Raw genomic sequence first — 13,758 nt, 5'->3', positions numbered from 1 at the left:
GCATCCACTTCAATGCAATTCAGGAGCGAGACGCAAAGCCAAACGAACGGCCCGCCTGCGGCATAGCGCGCAGGCGGGCCAGCATCATGCGATGCTGCGTCCGAACTTGTTGGACTTCGGGAAGCCCTTCGGCGGCAGCCGGCCGGCATCGGCGCGGTTGCCGCGCCATTCGGCGAGCTCCTTCATGGTCGCGCTGAACTCGCGGCCGGCGGAGTCGCGCCAGCTGAGGCCCTGCTTCGACGAGAAGGTGGCGATATCGGACAGGCCGCCGTCCTTGTACTTCTGCAGCCGCACGCCGCGGCCGCGGGTCATCTCCGGCACCTGATCGAGCGGGAAGATCACCATCTTGCGGTTATCGCCGATCACCGCGACGCTGTCGTCGCCCTCGCTGACAACCGTGAGCGCGCGCGCTTCGTTGGGGATGTCGACGTTGAGGATCTGCTTGCCCTTGCGGGTCGAGCCGACACACTCGTCCTCGTTGACCATGAAGCCCTGCCCGTCATGGCTGGCGATCAGGAATTTGCGGCCGCCGGTGTGCACGAACACCGTGACGATCGCGGCGTCCTGCTCCATATCGATGAACATGCGGATCGGCTCGCCATGGCCGCGGCCGCCGGGCAGCTTGGCGACATCCAGCGCATAGAACCGGCCGTTGGTCGCAAGTAGCAGCAGCTTCGACGTCGTCTCGGCGAAGAACGACTGGCCGAGCTTGTCGTCCTGCTTGAAGTTCAGGCCGGACAGATCCTCGACATGGCCCTTCAGGGTGCGGACCCAGCCCTTGTCGGAGATCACCACCGTCACCGGCTCGCGCTCGACGAAGGCTTCTTCGATCGCCGCCAGATCGTGCTCGGGCGCGTCGGCAAACTGGGTGCGGCGCTTGCCGAGCGGCGTCTTCGGCCCGAACATCTCGCGCACCTTGCGGACCTGTTCGCCGACCTTGGCCCACTGCTCGGTCTCGGATTTCAGGATCGCGTTGATGCCCTTCAGCTCCGCGCGGAGGTTCTTGTCCTCGGTGCGGATCTCGAACTCCTCGAGCTTGCGCAACGAGCGCAGCCGCATGTTGAGGATCGCTTCGGCCTGGATCTCGGTGAGATTGAAGGCCTTCATCAGCACCGGCTTGGGCTCGTCCTCGGTGCGGATGATCTTGATCACCTTGTCGATGTTCAAGTACGCGATCAGATAGCCGCCGAGCACTTCGAGCCGATGCTCGATCTGGCCCTTACGATACTCCGAGCGGCGCAGCAGCACGTCGCGCAGATGATCGAGCCATTCGCGCAGGCACTCGGCGAGGCCGAGCACCTTCGGAATCCGACCCTTTACCAGCACGTTGAGGTTGAGCGGGATCCGGCTCTCCAGCTCGGTCAGCCGGAACAGCGATTCCATCATCAGCGTCGGATCGACGCTGCGCGACTTCGGCTCGATGACGATGCGGACGTCCTCGGCGGATTCGTCGCGGATGTCGCCGACCAGCGGCAGCTTCTTCTCGTTGAGCAGCTCGGCGATCTTCTCGATCAGCCGCGACTTCTGCACCAGCCAGGGGATCTGCGTCACCACCACGGTCCAGGTGCCGCGCGCGCCCTCTTCCTGCTCCCATTTGGCGCGGGTGCGGAACGCGCCGCGGCCAGTGGTGTAGGCCTCGGCGATGCTCTCCTTGGAATCGATAATGATGCCGCCGGTCGGGAAGTCCGGGCCCTTGACGAAGCGCAGCAGCGCTTTCGACTTGGCGTCGGGTTTCTCGATCAGATGCAGCGCGGCGTCGCACAGCTCGGCGGCGTTGTGCGGCGGGATCGCCGTCGCCATGCCGACGGCGATGCCTTGTGCGCCGTTGGCGAGCAGGTTCGGGAAGCCGCCGGGCAGCACGACCGGCTCTTTCGACTGGCCGTCATAGTTGGCGCGGAACGCGACGCCGTCCTCGTCGATGCCTTCCAGCAGCAGCCGAGCGACGTCAGTCATCCGCGCTTCGGTGTAGCGGTAGGCCGCCGGGTTATCACCGTCGATGTTGCCGAAATTCCCCTGGCCGTCGACCAGCGGGTAGCGCGACGAGAAGTCTTGCGCCAGGCGCACCAGCGCGTCGTAGATCGATTGGTCGCCGTGCGGATGGAACGAACCCATCACGTCGCCGACGATCTTGGCGGACTTCTTGAACGGCGTACCGGGGTCGAGCCGCAGCAGCCGCATGCCGTAGAGGATGCGGCGATGCACCGGTTTGAGGCCGTCGCGCGCGTCCGGCAGCGCCCGGTGCATGATGGTCGACAGCGCGTAGGCGAGATAGCGCTCTTCCAGCGCCTCGCGAAGCTGGACCTCGTGAATCTCGGCCGGCTCCGGCGGAATCAATCTTTTTCCCATGGCGTGGGGTTATCCCCTGACCGGAAGCGGAGCAAGCGCCAGCGGGCTTTCCGGCCTTGCGGATTCGCCTGGAACCTGGGCGCCACCCTCCTGGGCCGCCGAGTCGAACCGGGCGCGGGCGCGCTCAATCTCGGGGAAGTTCTGCTCCGCCCAGCCGACCAAGGCCGTCAACGGTCCAAGCACGGACTCGCCGGACGCCGACAAACGGTACTCCACACTGGGCGGCTTGGTCGGAAACACCTGCCGGGCGACCAGCCCGTCGCGCTCGAGATCGCGCAGCGTCTGGGTCAGCATCCGCTTCGAAATGTCTGGAACATCCCGCAGCAGCGCATTGAACCGCATCGGCTTTTCGGCCAGCGCGATCAACAGCAGCGTGCTCCATTTGCTGCCCAGGTGGTCGAGCACGTTGCGCACAGGACAGCGCGACGCGTCGAAGCCGAGCTCCCGCCAGGCGGCGTAGCGGTCGGTCAGGGTGGCGCGGTGCGCAGCGACCGCCAGGTTATCTGCAGGTGACCTTGTCACGAAATACTGCCTCCTTACGCGGCCGGTCGAAGGTCTCCAATATAGACCTGCCCTCAATTGAAAACCACCAGGAGATCCTGATGTCCGCCTCCCGTTTCCTCGTCACCGGTGCCAGCGGTCAGCTCGGCCGGCTCGTCATCGACGGCCTGCTCAAGACCGTCCCGGCCTCCCAGATCGGCGTGCTGGTCCGCAGCGAAACGGCTGCCGCCGAATTCGCTGCCAAGGGCCTGCACGTCCACAACGGCGACTACAGCCGTCCTGACAGCCTCAAGGCGGCCTTCGCCGGCGTCGACCGTGCTCTTCTGATCTCCTCCAGCGAGATCGGCCAGCGCACCGCGCAGCACCGCAACGCGATCGAGGCGGCGCGCCAAGCAGGCGTGAAACTGCTCGCCTATACCAGCCTGCTACACGCCGACACCTCCCCGCTGGGGCTCGCCGAGGAGCATCGCCAAACCGAGGCGGCCTTGAAGGCGTCCGGCGTACCGCACGCCCTGCTCCGCAATGGCTGGTACAGCGAGAACTACGCGGCTTCGATTCCGGCCGCGCTGGCGCACGGCGCCCTGCTCGGCAGCGCCAATGCCGGCCGGATCGCCTCCGCGGCGCGCGCCGATTATGCCGCGGCCGCGGTTCGTGTGCTCACCGCCGCGGAGCCGCAGGCTGGCCGCATCTACGAACTCGCTGGCGATGCGTCCTATACGCTGGCCGAGTTTGCGGCCGAGCTGTCGAAGCAATCCGGCAAAGCGGTCGCCTATCGCGATCTGCCGCAGGCCGACTACCAGGCCGCACTGGTCGGGGCCGGCCTGCCGGGACCGTTCGCCGCGCTGCTGGCGGACTCCGACGCCGGTGCCGCCAAGGGCGCGCTGTTCGACGACAGCCACACCTTGAGCCAGCTGATCGGTCGTCCGACCACGCCGATTGCGGCGACGATCTCAGCAGCTCTGAAAGCCTGATGCAGCGATCGCGGCATCTCGCGGATGTGACGCGGCCGGTTACGACTCCGCCGGCCGCTGCAGCGCGCGGGTGATCGCATTGATGAACCCCGCGCGGGCGTCCGAATGGCTCTGCCCGCGTGGCTCGAGAACATTGCGCAGCAGGAAGCGTCCAGTCAGCTCGAAGCCATCGAACAGGTCCTGCCCGGACCAGCCACTCTCGCTCGCGGCCTCGTCGTCGCGCAGGAAGGCCGGCAGGCGCAGCAGCCGGTCGCGCCACGGTTCGCCGGCGCTGCGCGAGACGGCGCTCCCCGACTTCGGCGACACATAGATCAGTTCCGTGGTGCTGCCGGTCGCGGCGCAGACCGACAGATCGAGCCCGAAGCCGAGCTCGGCCAGGATCGCCAGTTCGAACCGGATCAGATGCGCGGCAGCGACACCGAGGTCGTCGAAATCATCGAGCGTGAACAACAGCCGCTGATAGATGTCCTCGTGCGGATCGCGCTCCGGCAGCAGCCGCGCCAGCGCCGCCAGATGGGTGACGCCGTACACCGCATAGGATGATGCCAGCAGCGTCGCGGCGCGCATCTTGGTGGCTTCGAGCTGATAGTAGCCGAGATGCTCGTCGAGCCTTGCCCGCCATGACGCCAGCACGCTGTTGCCGGGCTGCAGCAACGGCCGCATCCGCGCCGACGCCCCGCCGCGCACCATGCCGAGATGCCGGCCATGCTCGCGGGTCAGAAGCTCGACGATCGCGGCGGACTCGCCATGGCGCCGCACCCCGAGAATGATGCCCTCGTCGCTCCATTCCATCGGACGAGCCTATCGGATTTCGCGCAGTCGCGCCCGGCCTTACGCGGTGAACCAGCCTCGGGCGTCGCCGGTGTAGGACAGATACAGTCCCGCCGCGGTCAGGATGCAGGACGCAATATCGATCCACAGTCCGGCTTCGATGCCGCTGTCGCCGACGATCTGGGCCAGCGACACCACTGAGAACACCAGCGAGGCGGTCAGCACCGCCCTCGCCCAGTTCTTGCGGGCGTGGGCGGCGAGCCACACCAGATAGCTCAGCAGCACGATCAGGCCGGCCGCCATGGTGTTGGCGGCGGCCACCACACCGGCCGACATGCTCGGCTCGATCACGGTGCGATCCTGAAACGCCACCGAGATGCAGTCGAGCATCAGCGAGGTGAGCAGCAGCACTTCGAACCAGTACACATTGCGCGGCAGGCTGGTGGTGGTGCTGGTGGTCATTCCTTGGGGAACTCCAGGCCCATTTCGCGGTAACGATCCGGATCGTTACCCCAATCCTCGCGCACCTTGACGAACAGGAACAGGTGCACCGGCTGCTCGAGGATCTCACCGATCTCCTTGCGGGCTTCGGCGCCGATCGCCTTGATGGTCGCGCCACCCTTGCCGAGCACGATTTTGCGCTGGCTCTCGCGCTCGACGAAGATGGTCTGCTCGATCTTCACCGAGCCATCCTTGCGCTCGGTCCAGGTGTCGGTCTCGACCGTCGACTGATACGGCAGCTCCTGATGCAGTTGCCGGAAGATCTTCTCGCGGGTGATCTCGGCGGCGAGATGGCGCAGCGGCGCATCCGACATCTGGTCTTCGGGATAATGGAACGGGCCCGGCGGCACCTGCGCAGCCAAGGCCTTGCGCAGATCGTCGACACCATCGCCGGTCAGCGCCGAGACCATGAAGGTCTGATCGAACGCCAGCCGCTGATTGGCGGCCTGCGCGAGCGCCAGCAGCTTCTCTCGGGCAATCAGATCGATCTTGTTGAGCACCAGCAGCTTCGGCCGATCGACATTGGCGAGGTTGGCCAGGATATCTTCGGCCTGCTCGTTGATGCCGGCACGGGCGTCGAGTAGCACGCAGACGATGTCGGCATCATGCGCGCCGCTCCATGCAGTCTTGACCATCGCGCGGTCGAGCCGCCGCTTCGGCGCGAAGATGCCGGGCGTGTCGACCAGGATGATCTGCGAGGCATCTTCGATCACGATGCCGCGGATCAGCGCGCGCGTGGTCTGCACCTTGCGCGACACGATCGTCACCTTGGAGCCGACCAGCGCGTTGACGAGTGTGGATTTGCCGACGTTCGGCGCACCGATCAGCGCAACGAAACCGCAGCGGGTCGCGGCGGTCGCCGCGTCTTCATGTTCAGCCATCATTGCCGCCTGTGCCGACGCCTTCACGCGCCAGCATCGCCGACGCCGCGACCTTCTCGGCCGCGCGCTTGCTGCCACCGACACCTTCGGCCGGCTCGAGGCCCGGCAGTATGACGGCGACACGGAATTGGGGATCGTGATGCGGACCGGTGCGCTCGACTTCGCGGTACACCGGCGTCGGCAGGCCGCGGGCCTGTGCCCACTCCTGCAACACGGTCTTGGGATCGCGCAGCGACCGCGCCGGTTTGCGCATCCGCTCGGTCCAGTTGCGGCGGACGAAATCGGACACTGTGTCGTAGCCGCCGTCGAGATAGATCGCGCCGATCACCGCTTCGCAGATGTCGCCGAGCACCGACTTGCGCAGCTTGGCGCCGGCGCCGGCCCCAACCGTGCCGAGCTTGATGCCTTCGACCAGGTCGAGACTGCGGGCCACGTCGGCGCAAGTTTCCTTGCGGACCAGATCGGCGAGCCGCTTCGACAACTCGCCTTCGTCGGCGTCCGGAAACGCCCGGTACAGCATGTCGGAGACGATCAGGCCGAGCACGTGATCGCCGAGAAACTCAAGCCGCTGATAGCTATCGGTGCGGCGTGCGGATTTCAGTGCGGAGACGTGGGTGAGCGCGGTGGTCAGCAGCGCCGGATCGGCGAAGCTGTGGCCGAGCCGCTGCTCGATCGCGGCTGCGGTCGCCTTGGACTTCGCCTTGCTGGCGCGCCGCTTCTTTGCAGCCGAAGGCTCCGCCGCCGGAACATCCTGCGGTTGCGGTTCACTCGCCGTCGAGGGTTGCTCGACGTTGGTCACATCATCGCTCATCGCACGATGGAGAAGATACGGCTCCAGCGCACCGCGGTCGGCCAGCGCCAGATCTGCCAGGCGTGCTCGCCGTCGGCGATCGAGAAGAAGATCATCTGGGCGCGGCCGATGATGTTCTCGTATGGCACATAGCCCACCGCAGACAGCACGCGGCTGTCGGTGGAGTTGTCGCGGTTGTCGCCCATCATGAAGAAGTGGCCGGGCGGCACGGTGTAGACGTTGGTGTTGTCGTAGAAGCCGTTGTCGACGCAATCCAGCGTCTCATAGGACACGCCGTTCGGCAGCGTTTCCTTCCAGCGCTTGACGCGCGCGGTGGCTTCCGAGCCGCACGGATCTTCGCCGACGTAGTCCGACAGCCGCTCGCGATCGACCGGCTTGTCGTTGATGTACAGCAGGCCTTCGCGCATCTGGATGCGATCGCCCGGCAGACCGATCACACGCTTGATGTAGTCGGTGGAGTCGTCCTTCGGCAGGCGGAACACCACCACGTCGCCGCGGTTCGGATCCGAGCCGAAGATCCGGCCGGAGAACAGCGGCGGCGACAGCGGGATCGAGTAGTGGCTGTAGCCATAGGTGTATTTCGAGACGAAAAGATAGTCGCCGACCAGCAGCGTCGCCTTCATCGATCCGGACGGAATGTTGAAAGGCTGGAACAGGAAAGTGCGGATGATCAGCGCGATGATGAGGGCGTGAATGACGACGCGGATGGTTTCGCCGACGCCGCTCTCAGATTTGGTTCCGGATGTCACGCTCATCGCTTTCCCGATTCCCGTCGCGGGGAGCCGCGCGGTGGACGACTGGACTGGTGCGAAGCGGGTCCAAGTGATGGGCGAGACGTAGGCCGCAGCGACGGACACCGCCACGACCGGCGCTCGTTCGCCGAGGACTCGACCCCGCTGGGGATTCCGCGCGGTTTTAGACTGTTGTCGCGACCGGTGCAATCAAGCGTCGCGGCATCGCGAGCTAATGCTATGACGAATCAACCGCTTTTCCGTCTCACGAGGACGTGGCGCCGGTCGCCTCGGCGGCCGCCGGGACCGCCGAGATCACCACGAAAGCCTGCGCGAGCGGCCATTCGTCGGTGATCGACAGGTCGATCCGCGCCGTCATGCCGGGAGGCATCAGCGCGTCGAGGCGGGCTTTGGCACCGCCGGTCAGCATCATGGTCGGCCGGCCACCGGGCAGATTGACCACCCCCATGTCGCGCCACCACACCCCTTGCCGGATACCGGTCCCGAGTGCCTTGGAGCAGGCCTCCTTGGCGGCAAACCGCTTGGCGTAGGTGGCGGCGACCAGTTCCGCCTTCTTGGCACGCCGCTCGGCCTTTGCCCGCTCCGCCTCGGTGAACACCCGATCCAGGAACCGCTCGCCGTGGCGTTCGATCACCTTGGCGATCCGGGTGATGTCGATCAGATCCGAGCCGATGCCGATGATCATGCGGCGATCGCCTTGGCGCGGCCGCGGTCCATCGCTGCCCGCATCGCCCGCACGGTCTCGCCGAGGCCGACGAATAGCGCCTCTCCGATCATGTAGAAGCCGATATTGAGTTCGACGATCTGCGGCAGCTCAGAGATCGTCTCGGCGGTGGCATAGTCGAGACCATGACCGGCGTGGACTTCGAGCCCAGCCGACCGCGCCAGCGCGGCGCCGGCAAAGATCCGCTGCCATTCTGTATTGGCCTTGGCCGCATCGCCGTCGGTAATCGCGTCGCACCAGGCGCCGGTGTGGATTTCGATCGCGGGGGCCTTCAGCTTCGCCGCCATCTCGATCTGCGCCGGATCGGCGGCGATGAACAGCGAGGTCCGGATGCCGGCATCGTTGAAGCGCGCGATCGCCGGCCCGAGCGAGGCTTGCTGGCCGACCACGTCGAGGCCGCCCTCGGTGGTCAGTTCCTCGCGCCGCTCCGGAACCAGGCACACCGCGTGCGGCTTCACACCGAGCGCGATCCTGATCATGTCGTCGGTTGCCGCCATTTCGAAATTTAGCGGCTTGGAAATCTCCGCCTTCAGCCGCTGCATGTCGGCGTCGCGGATGTGGCGGCGATCCTCACGCAAATGCGCGGTGATTCCGTCGGCCCCCGCCTCGATCGCTGCGAACGCAGCCCGCAACGGATCGGGATGGCGACCGCCGCGGGCGTTCCGCAGCGTGGCGATGTGATCGATGTTGACGCCGAGACGAAGCGGAGGAGTTTTGGACATTATCGAGAACCGAAAGACTTGGAGTGGATATCACTCGTCATTGCGAGGAGCGAAGCGGCGAAGCAATCCGGTTCAGTGCTCGTTGTCCTCGATTGCTTCGCTTCGCTCGCACTGACGAACATACTAACTGCCTCGTGCGACCTCTGGCCTCAGCCGTTCACCCGCTCGACGTGAGCGACGACGTCCTTGGCGCGCAACTGGGCGATGATCGCGCTGAGGTGCTTGAGGTCATAGACCTCGAGATCGATGGTGAGCTCGGTGAAGTCGGGCGAACGCCGGCTCATGTTGATGTTGTCGATGTTGCCGTCGTGCTCGGCGATGACGCCGGCGATCTGCGCCAGGCTGCCGGGCTCGTTGACGTTCTGCACGAACAACCGCGCCGGGAAACGCTGCGGCGTGGTCTCGTCGATGTCCCACTTTACGTCGAGCCAGCGCTCAGGCTCTTCCTCGAATTCCTTCAAGTCCGGCGACTGGATCGGATAGATGGTGATCCCCTCGCCCGGCGTGACGATGCCGACGATGCGATCGCCCGGCACCGCGCCGCCGTTCGGCGCGAACTTCACCGGCAATCCGGAATGCAGGCCGCCGATCGGAATCACCGAGGAGACCTTGCCGGTCTCGGGGGCCTTGCCGATCACCTTGTCCGGCACATCCTTCTTGCCGCCGAACCGCGCGATGCGCTCTTCCTTGTAGTCCGGGTACATCGCCCGGGCGACGTCGGACGCCTTCATCTCGCCGCGGCCGACCGAGGCCATCACGTCCTCGACCGAGGCCCGCGCAAGCCGCGGCAGCGCGCCCTTCAGCTTGTCGTCGGCATATTCGATCTTGGCGCGGGCAAACAAACGCTCGACGATGCGGCGGCCGAGACCGGCATATTGATCGCGCATCGCGACGCGTGTCGCACGGCGGATCGCCGCCCGCGCCTTACCGGTGACGGCGAGCGATTCCCATGCCGCCGGCGGCGCCGACTGCACCGGCGAGGTCAGCACTTCGACCTCGTCGCCGTTCTGCAGCTCCGACGACAGCGGCGCGAACTTGCCGTTGATCTTGCACCCGACCGCGCTGTTGCCGACGTCGGTGTGCACCGCATAAGCGAAGTCGACCACATTGGCCTTGCGCGGCAGCGCGATCAGCTTGCCCTTGGGCGTGAAGCAGAACACCTGGTCGTGGAACAGTTCGAGCTTGGTGTGCTCGAGGAATTCCTCGGGGTTCGAGCTTTCCGACAGCATCTCGATGGTGTGACGGAGCCAGGCGAACGCATTCGACTCGCGGTTGAGCAGCTCGGTCGGCGAGCCGACGCCGTCCTTGTAGAACGCGTGCGCGGCGATGCCGTATTCCGCGATCTGATTCATCTCGCGGGTCCGGAACTGCAGCTCGACGCGCTGCTGGCCGGGGCCGATCACCGTGGTGTGCAGCGAACGATAGTCGTTCTGCTTCGGTGTCGAGATGTAATCCTTGAACCGCCCCGGCACCATCGGCCAGGTCGTATGCACGACGCCGAGCGCGCGATAGCAGGCCTCGACGTTGTCGAGAACGACGCGGAATCCGTAGATATCGGAGAGCTGCTCGAACCCGACCGACTTCCGCTCCATCTTGGTCCAGATCGAGAACGGCCGCTTCCGCCGCCCGGTGACCTCGGCGGTGATGCCGTGGCGGGCCAGATTGGCGGAGAGCTGGCTTTCAATCTCGCCGATCAGGTTGCGGTTGCGTTCGGCCAGCGCGTCGAGCCGCTGCATCACGACCGTAAAGGCTTCCGGATCGAGGCTGCGGAACGACAGGTCCTCGAGCTCCTCGCGCATCTCCTGCATGCCCATGCGGCCTGCGAGTGGCGCGTAGATGTCGAGCGTCTCCTCGGCAATGCGCTGACGGGCGGCGGGCGGCACGAACTCCAGCGTGCGCATGTTGTGCAGGCGGTCGGCGAGCTTGATCAGCAGGACGCGGACGTCGTCGGCGATCGCCAGCAGCAGCTTGCGCAGGTTTTCGGCCTGCTTGGCCTCGCGCGACACCAGCTCCAGCCGCTTCAGCTTGGTCAGCCCCTCGACCAAGGCGCCGATCTCCGGACCGAACATGGTGTCGATCTCGGTCCGGGTCGCCTCGGTGTCTTCAATGGTATCGTGCAACAGCGCGGCGACGATGGTGGCGTCGTCGAGCTTGAGGTTGGTCAGGATCGCGGCGACTTCGAGCGGGTGCGAGAAATACGGGTCGCCGGAGGCGCGGGTCTGCTCCCCATGCGCCATCATCGCGTAGACGTACGCCCGGTTGAGCAGATCCTCGTCGGTATTCGGATTGTAAGAGCGGACCCGCTCGACCAGATCGTATTGCCGCATCATGCGGGCACGGGATCGGGGCTTGGCGGCAGCAGACGGCTCGGCGACGGCGGCTGCACCGCCGGCCTGCTCCATCTGCTTCGAACTCTGGCGTCCTGACGCCATTCCACAACCTTTATTGCATTGCAGCGAGGACGGAACTCCGCCCTCGGAGGTTTAATTACGCCCGCTAGCCCTCTGATCTTGTGCCATGAAAGGAACCAGAACGGCCAGAAAAAACCGCGATTTCGGCGGAGTTTAGGTCAGGGCAGCAATGCGCCGGACACTGTTCCGTGTGCACCCGAATCTCCTTCGAAAACGAAAAACGGCCCGGAAGCGATCCGAGCCGTTTTTGCAGAGCATCACGGAAACGTGCAAAGCCGCCGTAAGGCTTATTCGTCTTCCTCGGGCTGCTCTTCCGGGGGCGCCAGGCCCTCCAGACCCTTGAGCAGCTCTTCCTCGGTCATCCGCTCCATCGCCACTTCGGTGTCGTCGGCATCGACGCTGGCGCCGGCCGAACCGATCAGTGGCACGGTATCGGGTTCCGGCTCATCGACCTCGACGAACTTCTGCAGCGAGTGCACCAGCTCTTCCTTGAGGTCTTCCGGCGAGATCGTCTGATCGGCAATTTCGCGAAGCGAAACAACGGGGTTCTTGTCGTTGTCGCGATCAATCGTAAGCGGCGAGCCGGACGAGATCATGCGGGCGCGATGAGCGGCCAACAGGACGAGGTCGAACCGGTTGTCGACCTTGTCAATGCAGTCTTCCACGGTGACGCGCGCCATGGCCAGTCGCTCCGTTCAATAGGACCAAAATCGGGGTTAGACCGCTACCTATAGCGCGAAGGCGGCTTTCGCAAGCAGCAATTTGTCATTTGGCCGATCAGCCCCACTCTGATAATGCACCCGACATTCCGGGACGGCCGGCCACTGGCCAACTCGGACGAACACGAGTCCGACAACAAAAGGCTTCTTTTCAGAAAGAAAAGTATAGAATACCGGCTGATGCTTCGTGCGGTTGAAGTTTGTGCCGGTTGCCCAGCGCGACGGCTATTCGTGCAAAAATTGACTTGAGCTGCGCAGCTATTTCCGTTGCGCCAAGAAGCTGACAACAGACACATGAGAGATCTTGATGTCCACTTCCTCCAGTAACAAAATTGCGCTGTTCATCGACGGTGCCAACCTTTACGCAACCGCAAAAACTCTCGGGTTCGACATCGACTACAAGCGGTTGCTGAAGGAATTTCAAAGCCGCGGCAATTTGGTCCGCGCCTTCTACTACACCGCGATCATCGAAGATCAGGAATACTCGTCGATCCGCCCGCTGATCGACTGGCTGGACTACAACGGCTACACCGTCGTCACCAAGGCGACCAAGGAATTCATCGACGCCTCCGGCCGCCGCAAGGTCAAGGGCAACATGGACATCGAGCTTGCTGTCGATGCCATGGAGCTGGCCGAACACATCGATCAGATGGTGTTGTTCTCGGGCGACGGCGACTTCCGCTCGCTGGTCGAAGCCGTGCAGCGCCGTGGCGTCCGCGTCACCGTGATTTCGACGATTTCCAGCCAGCCGCCGATGATCGCCGACGAGCTCCGCCGCCAGGCCGACATCTTTACCGATCTGGTCGAGCTGCAATCGAAGATCGGCCGCGACCCGGCCGACCGCCCGCCGCCGCGGGAACCGCGCGAGCCCCGCGAACCGCGTCACCACGCGCCGCAGTTCCTGCAGCGGTCCACTGCCTTGGCGTCGCGCGCCGGCGCTGACGACTTCGAAGACTAAGGTCCATGCCGACGTTGACGCGGGGCTCCGGGCCCCGCGTCCCGACCTCCCTCACCGACCCTGACCGCGACTGCCCGTTCTGCCTGCGTCTCGCTGAATTCCGCAGCGAAGCCCGCGCACGCGAACCGGGCTGGTTCAACGCGCCCGTCCCGTCTTTCGGCGGCGCCGACGCCTCGCTTCTGATTGTCGGCCTTGCGCCGGGCCTGCAAGGCGCCAACCGCACCGGCCGGCCGTTTACCGGCGACTACGCCGGCGACCTGCTCTACGCCACGCTGATCGACTACGGCTTCGCCAAAGGTCACTATCAGGCACGGCCCGACGACGGGCTGCAATTGATCGGCTGCCGGATCAGCAACGCGGTGCGGTGCGTGCCGCCGCAGAACAAGCCGTTGCCGATCGAAATCAACACCTGCCGCCGCTTTCTGATCGCCACGATCGAGGCGATGCCGAAGCTGCGCGCGATCGTCCTGCTCGGGCGGATCGCCCATGATTCAACGCTGAAGGCGCTCGGCCTCCGCGCCGCCCAGGCCCCGTTCGGCCACGGCGCCGTGCACGACGCCGGCCGGCTGCGCCTCTACGACAGCTACCACTGCTCGCGCTACAACACGAACACCGGCGTGCTGACACCGAAGATGTTCCGCGATGTGTTCGCGCGGGTCCGGGCTGATCTCGACGCGTAGTTGATCAGAA

Annotated in this window: 14 protein-coding genes; 3 read left to right on the top strand and 11 right to left on the bottom strand. The window is 65.1% G+C overall.

All coding sequences use genetic code 11. The annotated features are described in order from the left end of the window. Nucleotides 1-84: 84 nt before the first annotated feature. Together parC and LRC39_RS13590 are read right to left on the bottom strand one after the other, a co-directional pair. Nucleotides 85-2,346, bottom strand: a complete 2,262-nt coding sequence (parC, locus tag LRC39_RS13595; protein WP_164571529.1) for a DNA topoisomerase IV subunit A — start codon at nucleotides 2,344-2,346, stop codon at nucleotides 85-87. Nucleotides 2,347-2,355: 9 nt separating this feature from the next. Beyond that, nucleotides 2,356-2,868, bottom strand: coding sequence for a winged helix-turn-helix transcriptional regulator (locus LRC39_RS13590; protein WP_346294648.1), 513 nt, complete (start codon nucleotides 2,866-2,868; stop codon nucleotides 2,356-2,358). 80 nt (nucleotides 2,869-2,948) lie between these two features. Here LRC39_RS13590 and LRC39_RS13585 point away from each other — a divergent pair, with 80 nt between their 5' ends. Beyond that, nucleotides 2,949-3,818, top strand: coding sequence for an SDR family oxidoreductase (locus tag LRC39_RS13585; RefSeq protein ID WP_346294647.1), 870 nt, complete (start codon nucleotides 2,949-2,951; stop codon nucleotides 3,816-3,818). Nucleotides 3,819-3,857: 39 nt separating this feature from the next. Here the strand turns inward: LRC39_RS13585 and recO are convergent, their stop codons facing one another. From recO to rpoZ, 9 genes are all read right to left on the bottom strand, one after another. Further along, a complete protein-coding gene (gene recO, locus LRC39_RS13580; RefSeq protein ID WP_107355827.1) occupies nucleotides 3,858-4,610 on the bottom strand; it encodes a DNA repair protein RecO in 753 nt (250 codons plus the stop codon). A 39-nt stretch (nucleotides 4,611-4,649) separates the two neighbouring features. Further along, complete coding sequence (locus LRC39_RS13575) at nucleotides 4,650-5,051, bottom strand: hypothetical protein (protein ID WP_107344628.1); 402 nt, start codon at nucleotides 5,049-5,051, stop codon at nucleotides 4,650-4,652. After that, nucleotides 5,048-5,971, bottom strand: coding sequence for a GTPase Era (era, locus tag LRC39_RS13570; RefSeq protein WP_413776069.1), 924 nt, complete (start codon nucleotides 5,969-5,971; stop codon nucleotides 5,048-5,050). The genes LRC39_RS13575 and era overlap by 4 nt, the downstream gene beginning before the upstream one ends. Continuing rightward, entirely contained in the window at nucleotides 5,964-6,782 is an 819-nt protein-coding gene (gene rnc / locus LRC39_RS13565) for a ribonuclease III (protein ID WP_107344626.1), read from the bottom strand. The genes era and rnc overlap by 8 nt, the downstream gene beginning before the upstream one ends. Further along, nucleotides 6,779-7,537, bottom strand: a complete 759-nt coding sequence (gene lepB / locus LRC39_RS13560; protein ID WP_346294646.1) for a signal peptidase I — start codon at nucleotides 7,535-7,537, stop codon at nucleotides 6,779-6,781. The genes rnc and lepB overlap by 4 nt, the downstream gene beginning before the upstream one ends. Nucleotides 7,538-7,778: 241 nt before the next feature. Next, nucleotides 7,779-8,219, bottom strand: coding sequence for a holo-ACP synthase (gene acpS / locus LRC39_RS13555; RefSeq protein ID WP_346294645.1), 441 nt, complete (start codon nucleotides 8,217-8,219; stop codon nucleotides 7,779-7,781). Next, a complete protein-coding gene (locus LRC39_RS13550) occupies nucleotides 8,216-8,980 on the bottom strand; it encodes a pyridoxine 5'-phosphate synthase (protein ID WP_164633685.1) in 765 nt (254 codons plus the stop codon). The genes acpS and LRC39_RS13550 overlap by 4 nt, the downstream gene beginning before the upstream one ends. A gap of 149 nt (nucleotides 8,981-9,129) precedes the next feature. Beyond that, on the bottom strand, nucleotides 9,130-11,412 hold the full coding sequence (locus LRC39_RS13545) for a RelA/SpoT family protein (protein WP_107344622.1): 2,283 nt from the start codon (nucleotides 11,410-11,412) through the stop codon (nucleotides 9,130-9,132). Nucleotides 11,413-11,678: 266 nt separating this feature from the next. Beyond that, nucleotides 11,679-12,071: a DNA-directed RNA polymerase subunit omega gene (gene rpoZ / locus LRC39_RS13540; RefSeq protein WP_011158242.1), complete on the bottom strand. Its 393-nt coding sequence runs from the start codon at nucleotides 12,069-12,071 to the stop codon at nucleotides 11,679-11,681. A gap of 346 nt (nucleotides 12,072-12,417) precedes the next feature. On the opposite strand from rpoZ, the gene LRC39_RS13535 reads away from it, so the two are divergent. After that, nucleotides 12,418-13,068 carry an NYN domain-containing protein gene (locus LRC39_RS13535; RefSeq protein ID WP_107355834.1) on the top strand — a complete coding sequence of 217 codons (651 nt, stop codon included), beginning with the start codon at nucleotides 12,418-12,420 and terminating at the stop codon, nucleotides 13,066-13,068. Between the two features lie 5 nt (nucleotides 13,069-13,073). Beyond that, nucleotides 13,074-13,748 (top strand): uracil-DNA glycosylase, encoded by a 675-nt coding sequence (locus tag LRC39_RS13530; protein ID WP_346294644.1) that lies wholly within the window; start codon nucleotides 13,074-13,076, stop codon nucleotides 13,746-13,748. Nucleotides 13,749-13,758: the final 10 nt, after the last annotated feature.

The sequence above is a fragment of the Rhodopseudomonas sp. P1 genome (assembly GCF_039642825.1).
Lineage (GTDB): Bacteria > Pseudomonadota > Alphaproteobacteria > Rhizobiales > Xanthobacteraceae > Rhodopseudomonas > Rhodopseudomonas palustris_H.
This window is presented reverse-complemented; position numbering and strand designations above follow the sequence as displayed.